The organism is Paracoccus sp. S4493 (genome assembly GCF_000967735.1).
Lineage (GTDB): Bacteria > Pseudomonadota > Alphaproteobacteria > Rhodobacterales > Rhodobacteraceae > Paracoccus > Paracoccus marcusii.
In genome coordinates this window covers 32,959-50,708 of the sequence record NZ_JXYF01000066.1, presented here as the reverse complement: position 1 = coordinate 50,708, position 17,750 = coordinate 32,959, and the positions used below count along the sequence as shown (strand labels likewise).

Here is a 17,750-nt window from a genome sequence, read left to right as displayed (position 1 = left end):
GGATTTGACGGCAGCGGTCACGGCAGCCTCATCCTGCGGCGCGGGGCGCGGGGCGGCGGGGGCTGCCGCGGGCGTCGCGTCGGGGGCAGGCTCCGTCCGGGGCGCCTGGCTGCCTTCGGCGGCGCGTGCCATCGCGTCGGGATCATAGCCCGCCTCGGCGTCCGGCGTCGGTTCCGGTTGCACCGCCGCGGCCTGCTCCTCGGCCGGGACGGGCTGGGTCGGCTGCGCCGGGGCGGTTTCCTGCGGTTGCTGCGGCGGGGGGCTGCTGGGTGCCGGGGCGGTGTTCGTACGCCAGCCACTGGTCAGGCCACTGATCAACATGTCAACTCTCCTACGATGATGGCGGGCTGTTAACGTTTCAGTCACCACGCGATCCAGAAGAGGGTCCTGAAAGTTTTAGCGATTGCCCGGACGCGGCAACGCCCCGCGATTGCCGGGCATGCAGGCTGTTTTCGACAGCATATTGATTTGACTTTGATTCTTTCCGCGTGGCTGCCCAGGCGGCACCACTGGGCTGTTCGGGGATCGCCAGGCGACCTGCCCTTAAGGACAGCCGCCGCCCGCAATGCAAAACGCCCGCGACAGGGTCGCGGGCGCCAGGGAAATGCGGGGTGCCGGTCTTAGCGACGCAGGCCCAGCTTGCCGATCAGGGCGGTGTAACGCGCCTCTTCCTTCTTCTTCAGATAGTCCAGCAGCTTGCGGCGCTGTGCGACCATCATCAGCAGACCACGACGCGAGTGGTTGTCTTTCTTGTGCGACTTGAAATGCTCGGTCAGGGTGGCGATGCGCGAGGACAGGATCGCGATCTGCACTTCCGGCGAACCGGTGTCGCCTTCCTTGGTGCCGAACTCTGCGATGACGCGGGCTTTTTCTTCGACGGTGATCGACATCGGGATCTCCTTTCGGATGAAGGGTGAGGGCACAGGCCGGGATGTCGTCCAGCAAGGTCCATGAAACACCGCACGGACCGGATGTCCGGCGGATGCGCGCGTCTAGCCCATAAGGGGCGACAAGGAAAGCCCGTTCAGCCGCCGATGGCCACGATGCGAATGTCGCCAAGGCGCAGGGCCTCGGGGTTCAGCAGGCGCCCCACGGCCTGGCCGTTCACCTCCAGCAGCGTGCTGCCATCCGCGTCCTCGCGCAGCGACAGCTGCACGTCACGCGCGACCTGCGCATCCAGGTGCAGGACCAGCTGGTCGTGATCGCCGTGGAAATCGGCCAGCGTCGGAAAGCCCTCCTGGACCTGGCGCAGCAAGAAGGTGTCGTCGCCCGCGTTGCCCGACGCAAAGTCATGCGCGCCGGGCATCAGCGTGTCGTTGCCGTCCCCGCCGTTCATCCAGACGGTTTCGGGGCCGTCATGGCCGATCAGCACGTCGTCGTCCGCGCCTCCGTCCAGATCATCCGTGCCGCCGGTCGAGACCAGCAGGTCGTTGCCCTCATGCCCGGCCAGGACGTCGTCGCCCTCGCCTCCGAACAGCGAATCATCGCCCTCGCCGCCCATCAGGGTGTCGTCGCCATCCTCTCCGAACAGCATGTCATTGCCGCCCTGACCGGCCAGCAGGTCGTCGCCCTCGCCACCATAGATAAGGTCCTCGCCGCCAGGCCCATAGACCGCGTCGCCCTGAACCCAGTCATCGCCGGCCCCCGCCTCGATCGTGTCGGCGCCCAGGCCGCCCCGCAGGTCGTCCGCGCCGCCCTGCCCGCGAATCAGATCGTCGCCGGGCGTCCCCATCAGGAAATCCAACCCGTCCGATCCGTCGATCACCGATTCGTCCGGCGCGGCCGGCACCTCGGGCTCCGGTTCGGGCTCTGGCTCTGGCTGGGGTTCGGGCATGGTGGGGGGCAGGCTCTCGCCCTCCTCCTCATCGGGGACGGGGGTCTCGTCGTCGTCATCCTCGGCATGCCGACTGGTCAGCGCGCTGACATCGACCATCATCCCGGCCATCAGCACGCCCAGAATCCCGCCCAGAATGATCATCGACCCAGACCCCGTTCGCGACCGGCCCCATGCCGATGCCCCGATACTAACGCGCCATGGCCCGGCATCGTACGGAAAAGTTGATAAAACCTTAATGCGGGTTGGCGGCCCGGCATGAAAAAACCCGCCCTGTGAGGGGCGGGTGGTACTGTCGTTTCCGCGTGACCTGCCGGATGATCCGGCCAGGACCCGACCGATTAGCCTTGGCGAGCCTTGAAGCGGCGGTTGGTCTTGTTGATCACGTAGATGCGGCCCTTGCGGCGCACGACCTGGCAGTCGCGGTGCCGGCTCTTGAGCGAGCGGAGCGAGTTGCGAACCTTCATCGGTTTTCTCCATCGTCGCGGCGCGTCGCAGCCGCATTGGAAAACGAAATGCCCCCGGTTTTGGCCGGGGGCGGCGAAATAATGGTGGGCGGTACTGGGATCGAACCAGTGGCCACTACGATGTCAACGTAGTGCTCTACCGCTGAGCTAACCGCCCGTTCCTTGGTGATTCCATCACGTTTCCTTGCGAAAACCCGGTGCAATCCCCTCGGTCCGCAGGTCTTTAACCGAGGTGTCTGGGGTATTCAAGGCCTATCGGTGGGCAATTTTTCAGGTTTATATGCGATGACGCGCCGGATGCCGAGGTCTGCCTTGTCCCAGCCTGATCTGCCCTATGTCGTGACCCGCCCCCGCCACTGGCTTTCGGGGGTGATCTTCGCGTCCCCGCATTCGGGCCACGACTATCCCGACTGGTTCCTGCAGGGCACCCGCCTGCCCATCCAGACCCTGCGATCGTCCGAGGACGCCTTCATCGATCGCCTGATCGCGCCCGCCACGGCCTTCGGCGCGGTCACGCTGGCCGCGCGCATCCCGCGCTGCATCGTGGACCTCAACCGCGGCGCGGACGAGATCGACCCCCTGGTCGTGCGCGGCGTGCCGCGTCACCCGCTGAACCAGCGCACCCTGGCCGGGCTGGGGGTGATTCCCCGCGTGGTCAGCCAGGGCCGGGTGATTCACGACCGCCAGATCGACCGGGCCGAGGCCGATCGCCGGATCGACGCCTGCTGGCGCCCCTATCACGCGGCGCTGTCCGGGCTGATCGCGCAGGCCCGCGCCCGATTCGGGCAGGCGATCCTGATCGACATGCACTCCATGCCCCATGATGCGCTGTCGCATCTGCAGGGGATGCGGCCCGACATGGTGCTGGGCAACCGTCACGGCCTGTCGGCGGCGGCGCGCATCTCGGACGCGGTCAGCGCCGCGGTCGAGGCCGAGGGCTGGACCCTGCGCCGCAATGCCCCCTTCTCGGGGGCCTACATCTGCTCGGCCTATGGCCGCCCCGCCCAGAACGTCCATGTCGTGCAGCTGGAGATCGACCGCTCGCTCTACATGGACGAGGCGACGATCACCCCCCGCCCCGATTTCGACGACTTCGCAGCGCGAATCGCCCGGGTGATCGGCCGCCTGTCCGGCCTGGGCCAGGATCAGTCGGGCGGGCGCGTCGCCGCGGAATGACCGCTGCGGCCTTCAACGGTGCCAAGCTGCTGCTGACCCATGGCGACCGGCTGCTGACCTGCCTGCGCGACGATCGCCCCGACATTCCCTTTCCGGCGCACTGGGACCTGCCCGGCGGCGGCCGCGAAGGACAGGAGACGCCCGTCCAATGCGCCCTGCGCGAGCTGGACGAGGAGTTCGGGCTGCACCTGTCCCCGCAAGCGCTGACCGGTCTGGCGTTTCCGTCGCATTCCGCGCCCGGACTGATGTCCTGGCTGTTCGCGGGGCAGATCAGCGCGGCCCAGATCGCCGCGATCCGGTTCGGGGACGAAGGTCAGGGATGGTGCATGATGCCGGTGGCTGACTATCTGACCCACCCGCGCGCGATCCCGCATTTCTGCCGCTGGATCACCGCGATGCGGCAATGACGGCGCGGGTCAGCGGGCGCAGGCTGTCGCCCTTGACCGCCCAACTGGTCGCAAAGGCGAAGGTGGCCGCCGTCTCCAGCCAGAAGACCGGGCGCAGGCGCGCCAGCGTATCGTCCAGGCCCGTCGCGAACAGCAGCCCGATCAGGCCGATGCTGACGATGATCGTCCAGCCGCAGATGCGATAGATGCGGTTCGACGCGGCCTTTTCCGGGCCGTCCACGGTACCCCTGACGAACAGCACCAGGCAGAACACCGCCAGCGCGGCAAAGAACAGCCCCGCCGCGACGACATGGATCAGCGCCGACAGGCCCGGACCCGCGATGCATTCCAGCGCGGTGCAGGGCCCGTCCGGCCCGTCGGTGGGCACCAGGGCCACCAGCGCGATGGAGACCGCCGCCAGCCGCGCCATGGCCTTGTCGGTGATCCATTCGCCCGCATCGGGGCGGAACCCCTCATAGCTCCACAGGAACACGGCCTGCGCGATCAGCGTGCCGACGAAGACCTCGCGCATCGGCGAATAGTAATAGGCCGAGATGCTGGTCCGCAGCGGCTCGGGCCACAGCACTGCATAGGCGATCAGCGCCAGCGGCAGAAAGAACCCCAGGGCGCCGATGGCGCGGCGCACCGCCAGAAAGGACAGGACCAGCTCGTTGCGGATCTTCTGCACGCTGCCGTCATCGTCCATCGCCACCCCCGCGTTTCGCGCCATGCTGGGACGCGGGGGCGCCGGGCGTCAAGCCAGTTCGGCCAGGATCGCCTGCGCCGCCGCGCGCGGATCGGCGGCCTGCCAGACCGGGCGGCCCACCACGATGTGGTCGACGCCTGCCGCGATGGCCGATGCGGGCGTCTCGACCCGCTTCTGGTCGCCCAGGGCGCTGCCCGCGGGGCGCACGCCCGGCGTCACGATCAGGCGCGATCCCGGCAGGGCGCGGATGTCGGCGGCCTCGCGCGGGGAGCAGATGATGCCGTCGGCCCCCGCCTCGAACGCGCGGGCGGCGCGTTCCACGGTGATGTCGTGCAGATCGCCCGCCTGCATCAGCCCCGCGTCCAGGTCGGCCCGGTCGAGCGAGGTCAGGATGGTCACGCCCAGGATCTTCAGGTTCGACCCCGCAGCCCCCTGCTTTGCCGCCGCCACCACATGCGGGTCGCCATGCACGGTCAGGAAGTCCAGGTCGAACTGCGCCAGGCCGCGCACCGCGGCCTCGACGGTCGCGCCGATGTCGAACAGCTTCATGTCTAGGAAGATGCGCTTGCCGTGCTCCTGCTTCAGCTCGTTGGCCAGGGCCAGGCCGCCGCCGGTCAGCATGCCCAGCCCGATCTTGTAGAAGCCCACGGCGTCGCCCAGGCGTCCCGCCAGGTCCAGCCCCGCCACGGCATTCGGCACGTCCAGCGCCACGATCAGCCGGTCATCCATCACGCATCCCCTTCTTTGTTCCGCGGGCCTTATGACATGCTTGAAACCACCCCGCGACCCCCCCAAATCTGATCCATCAGACCCGGACCGGGGCGTGCCGCAACAGGGCGCCACCAGCACGGGGGCTTTGCAAAAGGAGTACTGCCGATGAACATGGAAAAGTTCACGGAACGGTCGCGCGGCTTCCTGCAATCCGCCCAGACCATCGCGATCCGCGAGAATCAGCAGCGCGTGATGCCCGAGCATCTGCTGAAGGCGCTGATGGATGACGACCAGGGACTTGCCTCGAACCTGATCACCCGTGCGGGCGGCGACGCCAAGCGCGTGCGCGAGGCGGTGGATGCCGCCGTGGCGAAACAGCCCAAGGTCAGCGGGTCGGGCAGCGGTCAGGTCTATGTCGACCCCACGCTGGTCCGCGTGCTGGACGAGGCGGAGTCCGTGGCCAAGAAGGCCGGCGACAGCTTCGTGCCCGCCGAACGGGTGCTGATGGCGCTGGCGATGGTCAACACCAACGCTCGCGATGCGCTGGCTGCGGGTTCGGTCAACGCGCAGGCGCTGAACGCCGCGATCAACGACATCCGCAAGGGACGCACCGCCGACACGGCATCCGCCGAGGACAGCTATGAGGCGCTGGAGAAATATGCCCGCGACCTGACGGCGGCCGCGCGCGACGGCAAGATCGACCCGATCATCGGCCGCGACGAGGAGATCCGCCGCGCCATGCAGGTCCTGTCGCGGCGCACCAAGAACAACCCCGTCCTGATCGGCGAACCCGGCGTCGGCAAGACCGCCATCGCCGAGGGCCTTGCGTTGCGCATCATCGACGGCGACGTGCCGGAATCCCTGCGCAACAAGCGGCTGATGGCGCTGGACATGGGCGCGCTGATCGCGGGCGCGAAGTATCGCGGCGATTTCGAGGAGCGGCTGAAGTCGATCTTGAAGGAGATCGAGACCGCCGCTGGCGAGATCATCCTGTTCATCGACGAGCTGCACACGCTGGTCGGCGCGGGCAAGGGCGACGGCGCGATGGATGCCGCCAACCTGATCAAGCCGGCCCTGGCGCGGGGCGAGCTGCATTGCGTCGGCGCCACCACGCTGGACGAATACCGCAAGTATATCGAGAAGGACGCAGCCCTGGCCCGGCGGTTCCAGCCCGTGCTGGTCGAGGAGCCGACGGTCGAGGACACGATCAGCATCCTGCGCGGCATCAAGGAGAAGTACGAGCTGCACCACGGCGTGCGGATCAGCGACGCGGCCCTGGTCGCGGCGGCGACGCTGTCGCATCGCTACATCACCGACCGCTTCCTGCCGGACAAGGCCATCGACCTGATGGACGAGGCGGCCTCGCGCCTGCGCATGGAGGTCGACAGCAAGCCCGAGGAGCTGGACCAGCTGGATCGCCAGATCCTGCAGATGCAGATCGAGGCCGAGGCGCTGCGACGCGAGGATGACGCGGCCTCCAAGGACCGGCTGGAGCGGCTGGAGAAGGACCTCTCCGGCCTGCAGGAACGCAGCGCCGAGATGACCGCCCGCTGGCAGGCGGAACGCGACAAGCTGCAGGGGTCTCGCGACCTCAAGGAGCAGCTGGACCGCGCCCGCGCCGACCTGGATCAGGCCAAGCGCGAGGGGAACCTGGCCCGCGCCGGAGAGCTGTCCTATGGCATCATCCCCGGGCTGGAGAAGCAGTTGGCCGAAGCCGAGCAGGGCGACGGTCTGATGGTCGAGGAGGCCGTCCGCCCCGAGCAGATCGCCGAGGTCGTCGAACGCTGGACCGGCATCCCCACCGCCAAGATGCTGGAGGGCGAGCGCGACAAGCTGTTGAAGATGGAGGAGCAGATCGGCAAGCGCGTGATCGGCCAGCAGGAGGCCGTCACCGCGGTCAGCAATGCCGTCCGCCGCGCCCGCGCGGGCCTGAACGACGAGAACCGGCCGCTTGGCAGCTTCCTGTTCCTGGGGCCCACCGGCGTCGGCAAGACGGAACTGACCAAGGCGCTGGCCGAATACATGTTCGACGATGACAGCGCGATGGTCCGCATCGACATGTCCGAGTTCATGGAAAAGCATTCCGTGGCCCGGCTGATCGGCGCGCCTCCGGGCTATGTGGGTTACGACGAGGGCGGCGTGCTGACCGAGGCCGTGCGGCGGCGTCCCTATCAGGTGATCCTGTTCGATGAGGTCGAAAAGGCGCATCCGGACGTCTTCAACGTGCTGCTCCAGGTGCTGGATGACGGGGTGCTGACGGACGGCCAGGGCCGGACGGTGGACTTCAAGCAGACGCTGATCATCCTGACCTCGAACCTGGGCTCTCAGGCGCTGTCGCATCTGCCCGAGGAGGCGGATGCGTCGGACGCCCGCCATCAGGTGATGGAGGCGGTGCGCGGCCATTTCCGCCCCGAATTCCTGAACCGCCTGGACGAGATCATCATCTTCCGCAGGCTCTCGCGGACGAACATGGACGGGATCGTCAAGGTGCAGATGGCGCGGCTGGAGAAGCGCCTGGCAGGTCGCACGATCACGCTGGACATGGACGACGCGGCGCGGATGTGGCTGGCCGACCAAGGTTACGACCCGGTCTTCGGCGCGCGCCCGCTGAAGCGCGTGATCCAGCGCGCCCTGCAGGACCCGCTGGCGGAACTGCTGCTGTCCGGAGAGGTCATGGACGGATCGACCGTGCATGTCAGCGCGGGGCCGGACGGGTTGCTGGTCGGCAACCGCGTGGGCCAGGCCGGGCCCCGGCTTGGCGCGATCGGCGAAGGCCCGCGTCCGCCGATCCACTAAGGAAGACGGCCCCCGGAGCGATCCGGGGGCCGTTTCCGTCAGGGCATCTCGGCCAGGAAGGCCTTGACCAGCGCCGCCGAATTGTCGGAGGCCAGCGACATGAAGACGCCCATCTCGTTCTCGCCCTCGCCGCCGCCGGCCAGGTCCGACAGCGAGCGGAAGGCGATGAACGGCACCTGGTTCGCCCAAGCCACCTGCGCCACGGCGGCCGATTCCATGTCGACCACCTGCGCCTCGAAGGTCGTGGACAGCCAGTCGCGCACCCCCGCATTGTCCATGAAGGACGACCCGGACACGCCGTTTCCGCCCACGCGGATCTGCGGCGCGGTGGTCAGGCAGTCGTTCTGGGCATTGCAGTCGGCCAGATCGGTCGCCTCGGCCACGCGGGCGGCGACCTCCAGCAGGGTCGGGTCGGCGGGAAACCAGAACCGCGTCTCGGGCTCGCCCCGGTCCGAGGCCACGGTCGTCTCGCGCGTGTAGATCATGTCATGGTTCGGAAAGGGCGATTCCAGGAACCCCGGCAGGGCGAAGCCGTCCTCGGTCCGGCGCGCCATGACAGTCTCCAGCCACTGGCCCCACTGGTCCGCCACGACCACGTCGCCGATGTTCAGCGCCGGATCGACCCCGCCCGCGATGCCCGAGAACACGATCGCCTCGATGTCGAACCGCTCCAGCGCCATCTGGGTGGTCATGGCCGCGTTGACCATCGACACGCCCGACAGGAACAGAACGACCTCCTGCCCCGACAGGGTGCCGGTGATGAACTCGGTGCCGTTGATGGTCTGGGTTTCCGCGCCCTCCAGGTCAGCCTGCAGGCTGATCCATTCCGGCTCGAAGGCCGACATGACGGCGATGCGGGGCGTGTCGTCGACACCATGCGCGGCCAAGGGCGCGGCAGACAGCATCAGGGCTAGGGCGGGACGGATCATGGGGCGGGCCTTTCACGATATGCAATTCCGCCCCCGGCTTACGCTGCGGCACCCGTGATGGCCAGTGCGGCCGCCCTGTCGCCGCGTCACGGCTTGCCCGTTGCCCAAGGCGCGGGCATCGTGACGCAAATCCAAGGGAGATCATCCATGCTGCCACCGATCCTGCAGGGCCTGCGCATTCCGGTCGTCGCCTCGCCCATGTTCATCGTCTCGGGGCCCGACCTGGTCATCGCGCAGTGCAAGGCGGGCATCGTCGGCAGCTTTCCGGCGCTGAACGCCCGCGAAAAGGACGGCGAGCCCTCCATGCTGGACGCCTGGCTGACCCGGATCGAAGAGGAGCTGGACCGTCACAACCAAGCGAACCCCGACCACCCCGCCGCCCCCTTCGCGGTCAACCAGATCGTGCATCGCAGCAATGCGCGGCTGGAGCGTGACATCGAGATCTGTCACCGCCACAAGGTGCCGATCTGGATCACCTCGCTTGGCGCGCGGGTCGAGGTGAACCAAGCCGCCCATGACTGCGGCGGGATCGCGCTGCATGACGTGATCAACAACATGTTCGCGAAGAAGGCCATCGAGAAAGGCGCCGACGGGCTGATTGCGGTGGCGGCGGGTGCGGGAGGCCATGCCGGGCCGCAATCGCCTTTCGCCCTGATCCAGGAGATCCGCGACTGGTTCGACGGGCCGCTGCTGCTGTCGGGCTCGATCGCCACGGGGCGCGCGGTGCTGGCGGCGCAGGTGATGGGGGCTGATCTGGCCTATATCGGCAGCCCGTTCATCGCGACCGAGGAGGCGAACGCCCAGCCCGACTACAAGCAGATGATCGTGGACAGCACGGCGGCCGACATCGTGACATCGTCGCTGTTCACGGGCGTGTCGGGCAACTATCTGGCGCCGTCGATCCGCAAGGCGGGGCTGGACCCGGACAATCTGGCGGGGGCGGATGCCAGCGCGATGAATTTCAGCGACGGATCGTCGAAGCCCAAGGCCTGGTCCACCATCTGGGGTGCGGGCCAGGGCATCGGCGCGGTGCGGGCGGTGGAACCGGCGGGCGCGCGCATCGACCAGCTGGCTGCGGAATATCAAGCCGCGAAAGAGGCCGTTTCGCGCCTGTGACCTTTGCGGATGGGCGGGACGCTTCCCATATAGGGGATCGAACCGTCCCATCCGTGGAGGACCAGATGGCCTATGAGAAAACCCCCGACGCGATCGCCCGGCTGACCCCGGAGCAGTATCGCGTCACCCAGGAGAACGGCACCGAGCGGGCCTTCACCGGCGAATACGACCACCATTTCGATGCGGGCATCTATGTCGATGTCGTCTCTGGAGAGCCGCTGTTCGTCAGCAGCACGAAATACAATTCCGGCTGCGGCTGGCCCGCCTTCACCAAGCCCATCGACGGCAACGTGACCGAGCATCGCGACACCACCCACGGCATGGTCCGGGTCGAGGTGCGCTCCAAGCACGGCGACAGCCATCTGGGCCACGTCTTCCCGGACGGTCCGCGCGATCAGGGCGGGCTGCGCTATTGCATCAATTCGGCGTCGCTGCGCTTTGTCCCCAAGGACCGGATGGAGGCCGAGGGTTACGGCGACTATCTGGCTCAGGTCGAGGAGGCGCATCATGGTTGAACGTGCGGTTCTGGCCGGTGGCTGCTTCTGGGGCATGCAGGACCTGATCCGGCGCATGCCGGGCGTGATCGAGACGCGCGTCGGTTATTCCGGCGGCGACGTGCCCAACGCGACCTATCGCAACCACGGCACCCATGCCGAGGCGATCGAGATCATGTTCGACCCCGACCTGATCAGCTATCGCCGGCTGCTGGAGTTCTTCTTCCAGATCCACGACCCGTCCACGCCGAACCGGCAGGGCAACGACATCGGGCCGGGCTATCGTTCCGCGATCTATTACGCGGACGAGGCGCAGAAGCAGGTGGCGCTGGACACGATCGCGGATGTGGACGCATCCGGCATCTGGCCGGGACGCGTCGTGACCGAGGTCGAACCGGTGGGCGATTTCTGGGAGGCCGAGCCCGAGCACCAGGATTACCTGGAGCGGTTCCCCAACGGCTATACCTGCCATTTCCCGCGCCCCGATTGGGTCCTGCCCAAACGCGACGCGGCCGAGTGAGGCACGGGCGCCCCGGAACGCGGTTCCGGGGCGTTCTCTTGCGTCCCGCGACGGCCGGAGGGCTGCCGCCCCCCGGACCCCCCGCCCGGACGGTTCAGGTCAAACGGTTCAGGCCCGATTGGTTCCGGGACGGACGTTTTAGGAGCGGGGCGGCCTGACCCGGAACACCGCGCAGTAAAGCGCGGGCACGAAGACCAGCGTGACCAGCGTGCCGGCGATGATGCCGCCCATCATCGCATAGGCCATCGGCCCCCAGAACACCTGTCGCGAGATCGGGATCAGCGCCAGCGACGCCGCAGCCGCGGTCAGCAGAATGGGGCGGGCGCGGCTGTCAGAGGCCTCGAACACGGCGTCCCACTGGCTGCGGCCCTTGTGCAGCAGCTCTTGGATCTCGTGGACCAGGATGACCGAGTTACGGATCAGGATGCCGATCAGCGCCAGGATCCCCAGGATCGCCACGAAACCCATCGGCACGCCAAAGGGCACCAGCACCGCCACCACGCCGATCAGGCCAAGGGGGGCTGCGGCGATCACCACCAGCGACATCCGAAAGCTTTGCATCTGCGCCATGACTAGGACGGCCATGATCAGCAGCATCACCGGCACCACCGCGGCGATCGGCGCCTGGCTGTCGGCCGAGGTCTCGACGCTGCCGCCGACCTCGATGCGGACATCGGGGGGCAGGGTTTCCTGGTATTCGGCCACTTGCGCAGCCAGCGCCGTGACCAGGGTCGCGGGCTGGTCGGCGGTGCCGATGGCGGCCTTGACCGTGACGGTGGGCAGGCCGTTTCTCTGCATGATCAGCGGCTGTTCGGATCCGTATTCCAGCGTCACCAGTGCGGCCAGCGGCACGACCCGCCCGTCCGCCAGGTTCAGCTGCATGTTGCGGATCGAGGCCAGCGACTGGCGGTCATCGGCCACGCCGCGGGCGACCACGTCGATCAGGAAGATGTCGTCGCGCAGCTGCGTCACGCTGGTGCCGCTGAACAGGGCCGACAGGGCCTGGGCGATGTCCTGGCTGGTCACGCTGAGCCGGCGGGCCTGGTCCTGGTCCACGACCAGGCGGACCATGCGCGCGGGCTCGTTCCAGTCCAGCGCGATGTCGCGCAGGCGCGGCTCGGAGGCGATCAGCGTGGCAAGGCCCTGGGCCGCGTCGCGGGCAGCGTCGGTGTCGGGGCTGGTCACGCGGTACTGGACAGGCTTGCCCACGGGCGGGCCGATTTCCAGGTTCTTGACATAGATGTCGACGCCCGGAAATTCGGCGGCCGCCAGCGCGCTCAGCCGCGCCTTGACGCGGTCGCGCGCAGCCAGGTCGGGGGTCTGGATCACGATCTGGCCCATATGCGGCCCTGCCGTGGGCACGTCCATCGACAGCACGAAGCGCGGCGCCCCCTGCCCCACATAGGAGGTCCAGAACAGCACGTCGTCATCATCCGCCAGGCTCGCCTCCAGCCGGTCCATGTCGGCGCGGGTCCGCGCGATGGAGGCGTTCTGGCGTTCCGTGATGTCGACCAGCACCTCGGTCCGATCGGAGGTGGGGAAGAACTGCTGTTCCACGAACCGCATTCCCCAGACCGATGTCGCAAAGATCGCCAGCGTCACCGCGATGGTCAGCCACTTGAACCGCATCGCCGCCCGCAGCAGGCGGTGGAAGGCGCGCCGCAACCGGCCCGGCCCCTTGTGGCCATGACCCATGTCGGCGCGCAGGAAGGTGACCCCCAGCAGCGGCGCGAACAGCACCGCCACGATCCAGGACACGATCAGCGACACCGCGATGACCACGAACAGCGAGAACGTGAACTCTCCCGCGGCGGAGCTGTTCAGCCCGATTGGGATGAAGCCCGCAACCGTCACCAGCGTGCCGGTCAGCATCGGAAAGGCGATCGAGGTCCAGGCATAGCTGGCCGCGTCGGTCAGCGATTCCCCGATCTCCAGCCTTGAGATCATCGTCTCGATGGCGATCATCGCATCGTCGACCAGCAGGCCAAGGGCGATGATCAGCGCGCCCAGAGAGATCCGCTGCAGCGTGATGCCGTAAAGGTCCAGGATCACGAAGGTGATCGCCAGGCACAGCGGGATGGTCAGCGTCACCACCAGCCCCGCGCGCAGGCCCAGGCTGATGAAGCTGACGACCAGGACGATGGCCACGGCCTCGGCCAGGGCCTTGACGAAATGGCCCACGGCGTCTTCGACCACATGCGGCTGGTCGGCGAACTTCGCCATCTCGATGCCGATGGGCAGGTCGGCGGCGATGCGGTCCATCAGCGCCTCCAGTTCGGCGCCGAATTCCAGGATGTTGCCGCCTTGGCGCATGCCGATCTGCAGCCCGATCGCAGGCTGGCCGTTGTGGCGGAACAGCGATGTCGGCGGGTCCTGATAGCCGCGTGTGACGGTAGCCACGTCGCCCAGATTGAAGAACCGCTCTCCGACGCGCAGGTTCACGGCCTCGATCGATTCCGCCCCGTCGAACTGGCCGCCGACGCGCACCAGGATGCGTTCGGGTCCGGCCTGGATCACGCCGGACGGCGCGATGGCATTCTGTTGGGCCAGGGTCTGGATCACCTGCGCCTGGTTCAGGCCCAGGGCCGCCAGCCGCGCCGCGGAGAACTCCAGGAACACCTGTTCATCCTGCACGCCCAGCAGCTCGGTCTTGCCGGCGGCGTCCAGGGCTGCGACCTGACGACGGATCGCCTCGACCCGGTCGCGCAGCTCGCGCGGCGTGAATCCGTCGGCGGTGAAGGCATAGATGTTGCCGAACACGTCGCCGAAATTGTCGTTGAACTGAAAGCCCGCGAATTCCTGGGGGAATTCGGGGCGGATGTCGCCCATCATCTGGCGGACCCGCTTCCACACCTCGGGGACGGCGGGGCCGCGGATGGTGGGGTCCAGCTCGACATAGACGACCGCCTGGCCGGGCGTCGTGACCGACCGGGTAAAGTCCAGCTCGTCCAGCTCCTCCAGCTTGGTCTCGATCCGGGTGGTGACCTGCTTCAGCGTCTCGTCGATGGTGGCGCCGGGAAGGGCCGCGCCGATGATCATCGTCTTGATCGTGAAGTCCGGGTCCTCCTCGCGGCCCAGGTTCAGATAGCTGATGGTGCCCGCGATCATCGACACGATCAGCAGGAACCACACGAAACTGCGATGCTTCAGTGCCCAGTCGGACAGGTTGAAGCGGGTCTTGGGGGTGCTCACGGCTCCAGCCTCCGGCCGACGGGCTGGCCGGGGGCCAGGGATTTCACGCCGCGGATCACGACCTCGTCGCCCGCGTCAAGGCCGTGGGTGATGGAGACGCGCCCGCGAAAGGGGGCCGCCGCCTGCACGGGGGCCTGTTCGACCCGCGCCCCCGCATCGTCGCGGATCACCCGCCAGACGAAGGGCATGCCCTCGGTCGCGACCAACGCCTCGGCCGGCAGCGACAAAGACGGCGCATCGACCGTTCCGAACCGCGCCCGCACCAGCGCGCCAAGGCGGAACGGCGCGCCGGGCGGCAGCGTCAGGTACAGCCGCCGCGTCCGGGTAGCGCTGTCGGCGATGGGGTCGACCCGGTCCAGCGTGGCGGCGATCTCGACTTGGGGGTCGCTGCGATGCCAGACGGTAAAATCGGCGCCCGGCGCAAGCCCGACCAGCGCCTGTTCGGGCAGGTCGATCACCACCTCGGGGGTGTCCTGGGCCGACAGCTGGATCACGGGCGCGCCCGCATCCACGACCGCGCCCGGCACCTCATAGACGGCGCTGACCACACCGGCGAAAGGCGCGGTCATCTTGGCGAACCCTTCCGCATCCTCGGCCTGCAGCAGCTGCGAGCGGGCCTGCTCGACCGCTGCGGCGGCGGCGCTGGCCTCCTGCTGAGCCTGTTCCAGCTGGGCGTTCGAGGCGACGTTGCGCGCCGCCAGCGCCTGCGTGCGTTCCAGCGTCGCGCGCGCGGTGCGGTCCTGCACGTCCGCGGCATCGACCGCGGCGCGCGCGGCGCGGGTGGTCGCGGCCAGATCGTCCGTGGACAGCTGCGCCAGCAGATCGCCGGCCGCCACCTGATCGCCCAGATCGACGGGCCGCGCGATCATCCGGCCCAGGGTCTGAAAGCCCAGCTGGACCTGGGTGCGCGCCTCGACCACGCCGGGGATCCAGCGCGCGTCCAGGCCACGATCGTCCACGATCACGCTGACCACCGGGCGCGGCGGGGCCGCGGGCTCCTCGGCCTGACCGCCAAGGCCCAGCCAGTCGGGCAGCGACAGTGCCGCGGCCGGCCCGCAGGCCAGCGCAAGCACGCCGGCAAGGATCAGCGCCCTCATTGCACGCCCTCCGCGACCGGCTGGACCCGGCGGCCGGGATACAGCAGCTGCGCCCCGTCGCCCACGACCCGCTGTCCGTCGGACAGGCCCTCGGACACGAAGATCGTGCTGTCCGCAAAATGGTTGATGACCACCTTGGTCAGCGCCACGCGCCCGTCATCGTCGACCACCCAGACGGCCGGATCGTCGCCCGACCGCATCAGGGCGGTCCAGGGCACGACCACGCCCTTTTCCATCGCCATGCTCAGATGCCCGCGCACCGACGCGCCCAGAAGGACGATACCGGCATTGGGCGTCAGCAGCCGCGCGCGCACGGTCACCGTGCCGGTCTGCGGATCGACCAAAGGCGCGATCTCGGTCACGGTGCCGACCATGTCGGGACGGTCGACGTCCAGCGTCTCCATCCGCACGTCACGGCCCAGGATGTCGTGCAGCAGCGGGTCGTCGGGCGCGTGAAAGACGGCCTCCAGCCCCGACAGCGCGGCCAGCGTCAGCACCGGCTGCGCGGCGGCGACCACCTGGCCGGGGGCCACCGACTTGTCGGTCACGACGGCATCCTCGGGCGCCCGCAGCACGGCATCGTCGACGGCGCGCCGCGCCTGTTCGACCGCGGTTTCCGCGCGCTCCAGCGCCCCCTGGGTCTGGGACAGCGCCTGTTCGGCCTGATCGGCCGCCGCCCGCGTGCCGACCCCCCGCGCCAGCAGCGCATCGGCGCGGTCGCGGGCCTGACGGGCCTGGTCGCTGCCCGCGCGCGCGGCGGCCAGACCCGCCAGCGCGACGTTCAGCGCCTGATCCTGCTGGACCGCGTTCAGCCGGGCCAGGGGCTGGCCCGCGACGACGCGGTCGCCCTCGGCCACCAGCACCTCGGTCACGCGGCCGCCCTGGCGAAAGCCCAGCTCCAGTGTGTCGACGGCCTCGATCTCTCCGGACAGCTGCATGTCCAGGTCCAGGGGCTGGGTGCGGGCGGTCACGATGCGCACGCGGATATCGTCGGGGGCGGCCTGGGCCGTCGCAAGCGCGGGAATCATCATGGCAAGGGCAAGGGGCAGCAGCTTGAACATCGGAACCGATCCACGACATCTGTGGCTCAATCTGTCGACGGTTTTGGCCGCCTTGGAAAGCCCCCTTACCCTAGGTCACCGCAGCCTTGCGACGGAATTCCGCACTGTCCCAGCTGCCGTCGCGCAGGATTTGCGCCAAGGTCGCGACCGCCTGCGACACGTCGTCCAGATCGTTGTAAAGCGGCGCGAACCCAAAGCGCAGCACGTCGGGCGCGCGAAAGTCGCCGACCACCCCCGCCGCGATCAGTGCCTGCATCACCGCATAGCCCTGCGGATGGCGGAACCCGACCTGAGAGCCGCGCCGCGCCGGGTCGCGCGGGCTGTTCAGGACCAGGTCGGGGCATTGCGCCTCGACCCCCGCAATGAACGCCTCGGTCAGTTCGATCGATCGCGCCCGCAGCGCGGCCATGTCGACCGTGTCCCAGATGTCCAGCGACGCTTCCAACGCGCTCAGCGCGATGACGGGGGGCGTGCCCACGCGCATCCGCTCGATCCCCGGCGCGGGGCGGTATTCCTGGTCGAAGGCAAAGGGCGCGGCATGGCCCATCCAGCCCTGCAGGATCGGTTCGGCCTGTTCGGCGTGGCGCGGATGGGTCCAGATAAACGCGGGCGCCCCCGGACCGCCGTTCAGGTATTTATAGGTGCAGCCCACCGCGAAATCGGCATCCGACCCCAGCAGGTCCACGTCCACCGCCCCCGCCGAATGGGCCAGATCCCAGATGGCCAGCGCGCCGGCGTCATGCGCGCGGGCAGTCAGGGCGGGCATGTCGTGACGGCGGCCGGTGCGGTAATCGACCTCGGTCAGCATCAGCACGGCCAGGTCGGGACCGATGGCCGCCTCGACCTCTTCGGGAGCCACGACGCGCAGGGTCGCGCCCAAGGCGCGGGCGATCCCCTCGGCCACGTACAGGTCCGACGGAAAGTTGCCGCTGTCCGACAGGATCACCCGGCGGTCGGGCCGCAGGGCCAGCGCCGCGCTCAGCGCCTGGAACACCTTGATGGACAGCGTGTCGCCCATGACCACCTGGCCATCCCCCGCGCCGATCAGCCGCGCGATGCGGTCGCCGACCTTGCGCGGCTGGACATACCAGCCCGCCTTGTTCCAGCCGGTGATCAGCATCTCCGACCATTCGTCGGCCATCATGGTCGCGACCCGGTCGGCGGCGGCGCGGGGCATCGGCCCGAGCGAATTGCCGTCCAGATAGGTCATGCCGTCCGGCAGGTGGAACGCTGCGCGGGTCTTGGTGAAATCGGTCATCATGGGC

General features: G+C 68.5%; 16 protein-coding genes, 1 tRNA gene and 1 pseudogene. 6 read left to right on the top strand and 12 right to left on the bottom strand.

Features of this window, described 5'->3' with window-relative positions:
• The 5 genes and pseudogenes from TW83_RS11095 to TW83_RS11075 all read right to left on the bottom strand — a co-directional run.
• Positions 1-321, bottom strand: a pseudogene (locus TW83_RS11095) (hypothetical protein); the annotation flags it as partial.
• A gap of 299 nt (positions 322-620) precedes the next feature.
• Positions 621-890 carry a 30S ribosomal protein S15 gene (gene rpsO, locus TW83_RS11090; protein ID WP_045982834.1) on the bottom strand — a complete coding sequence of 90 codons (270 nt, stop codon included), beginning with the start codon at positions 888-890 and terminating at the stop codon, positions 621-623.
• Between the two features lie 134 nt (positions 891-1,024).
• On the bottom strand, positions 1,025-1,978 hold the full coding sequence (locus TW83_RS11085) for a calcium-binding protein (protein ID WP_052714843.1): 954 nt from the start codon (positions 1,976-1,978) through the stop codon (positions 1,025-1,027).
• Positions 1,979-2,175: 197 nt separating this feature from the next.
• Positions 2,176-2,301 carry a type B 50S ribosomal protein L36 gene (gene ykgO / locus TW83_RS11080; RefSeq protein WP_042245282.1) on the bottom strand — a complete coding sequence of 42 codons (126 nt, stop codon included), beginning with the start codon at positions 2,299-2,301 and terminating at the stop codon, positions 2,176-2,178.
• Positions 2,302-2,383: 82 nt separating this feature from the next.
• A tRNA-Val gene (locus TW83_RS11075) sits at positions 2,384-2,458 on the bottom strand.
• Positions 2,459-2,613: 155 nt separating this feature from the next.
• On the opposite strand from TW83_RS11075, the gene TW83_RS11070 reads away from it, so the two are divergent.
• Together TW83_RS11070 and TW83_RS11065 are read left to right on the top strand one after the other, a co-directional pair.
• Positions 2,614-3,477 carry an N-formylglutamate amidohydrolase gene (locus tag TW83_RS11070; RefSeq protein ID WP_239441328.1) on the top strand — a complete coding sequence of 288 codons (864 nt, stop codon included), beginning with the start codon at positions 2,614-2,616 and terminating at the stop codon, positions 3,475-3,477.
• Positions 3,474-3,884 carry an NUDIX hydrolase gene (locus tag TW83_RS11065; RefSeq protein WP_045982833.1) on the top strand — a complete coding sequence of 137 codons (411 nt, stop codon included), beginning with the start codon at positions 3,474-3,476 and terminating at the stop codon, positions 3,882-3,884. The genes TW83_RS11070 and TW83_RS11065 overlap by 4 nt, the downstream gene beginning before the upstream one ends.
• On the opposite strand, the gene TW83_RS11060 is transcribed toward TW83_RS11065, so the two are convergent.
• Both TW83_RS11060 and pyrF read right to left on the bottom strand, forming a co-directional pair.
• On the bottom strand, positions 3,865-4,569 hold the full coding sequence (locus tag TW83_RS11060) for a DUF998 domain-containing protein (RefSeq protein WP_045982832.1): 705 nt from the start codon (positions 4,567-4,569) through the stop codon (positions 3,865-3,867). The two genes, TW83_RS11065 and TW83_RS11060, sit on opposite strands and share 20 nt — an antisense overlap.
• Positions 4,570-4,617: 48 nt before the next feature.
• Positions 4,618-5,298, bottom strand: coding sequence for an orotidine-5'-phosphate decarboxylase (gene pyrF / locus TW83_RS11055; protein ID WP_045982831.1), 681 nt, complete (start codon positions 5,296-5,298; stop codon positions 4,618-4,620).
• Positions 5,299-5,445: 147 nt separating this feature from the next.
• Between pyrF and clpB the strand changes: the two genes are divergently transcribed.
• A complete protein-coding gene (clpB, locus tag TW83_RS11050) occupies positions 5,446-8,076 on the top strand; it encodes an ATP-dependent chaperone ClpB (protein ID WP_045982830.1) in 2,631 nt (876 codons plus the stop codon).
• A gap of 38 nt (positions 8,077-8,114) precedes the next feature.
• Here the strand turns inward: clpB and mtnN are convergent, their stop codons facing one another.
• Positions 8,115-9,005, bottom strand: a complete 891-nt coding sequence (gene mtnN / locus TW83_RS11045) for a 5'-methylthioadenosine/S-adenosylhomocysteine nucleosidase (RefSeq protein ID WP_045982829.1) — start codon at positions 9,003-9,005, stop codon at positions 8,115-8,117.
• A 147-nt stretch (positions 9,006-9,152) separates the two neighbouring features.
• On the opposite strand from mtnN, the gene TW83_RS11040 reads away from it, so the two are divergent.
• The 3 genes from TW83_RS11040 (at position 9,153) to msrA (ending at position 11,135) form a co-directional block, all read left to right on the top strand.
• Positions 9,153-10,121: a nitronate monooxygenase family protein gene (locus tag TW83_RS11040; protein ID WP_045982828.1), complete on the top strand. Its 969-nt coding sequence runs from the start codon at positions 9,153-9,155 to the stop codon at positions 10,119-10,121.
• A 65-nt stretch (positions 10,122-10,186) separates the two neighbouring features.
• On the top strand, positions 10,187-10,636 hold the full coding sequence (gene msrB / locus TW83_RS11035; protein ID WP_045982827.1) for a peptide-methionine (R)-S-oxide reductase MsrB: 450 nt from the start codon (positions 10,187-10,189) through the stop codon (positions 10,634-10,636).
• Positions 10,629-11,135, top strand: coding sequence for a peptide-methionine (S)-S-oxide reductase MsrA (gene msrA, locus TW83_RS11030; RefSeq protein WP_045982826.1), 507 nt, complete (start codon positions 10,629-10,631; stop codon positions 11,133-11,135). Before msrB ends, msrA begins: the two co-directional genes overlap by 8 nt.
• A gap of 138 nt (positions 11,136-11,273) precedes the next feature.
• Here msrA and TW83_RS11025 read toward each other — a convergent pair whose 3' ends face one another.
• The 4 genes from TW83_RS11025 to kynU form a co-directional block, all read right to left on the bottom strand.
• Positions 11,274-14,327, bottom strand: coding sequence for an efflux RND transporter permease subunit (locus tag TW83_RS11025; RefSeq protein WP_045982825.1), 3,054 nt, complete (start codon positions 14,325-14,327; stop codon positions 11,274-11,276).
• The gene (locus tag TW83_RS11020; protein WP_045982824.1) at positions 14,324-15,424 is read right to left on the bottom strand and encodes an efflux RND transporter periplasmic adaptor subunit; all 1,101 of its coding nucleotides are present in this window, start codon (positions 15,422-15,424) and stop codon (positions 14,324-14,326) included. Before TW83_RS11020 ends, TW83_RS11025 begins: the two co-directional genes overlap by 4 nt.
• Positions 15,421-16,485, bottom strand: coding sequence for an efflux RND transporter periplasmic adaptor subunit (locus tag TW83_RS11015; RefSeq protein WP_045982823.1), 1,065 nt, complete (start codon positions 16,483-16,485; stop codon positions 15,421-15,423). The genes TW83_RS11020 and TW83_RS11015 overlap by 4 nt, the downstream gene beginning before the upstream one ends.
• Positions 16,486-16,555: 70 nt before the next feature.
• Positions 16,556-17,743: a kynureninase gene (gene kynU, locus TW83_RS11010; RefSeq protein WP_045982839.1), complete on the bottom strand. Its 1,188-nt coding sequence runs from the start codon at positions 17,741-17,743 to the stop codon at positions 16,556-16,558.
• Between the last annotated feature and the right edge of the window lie 7 nt (positions 17,744-17,750).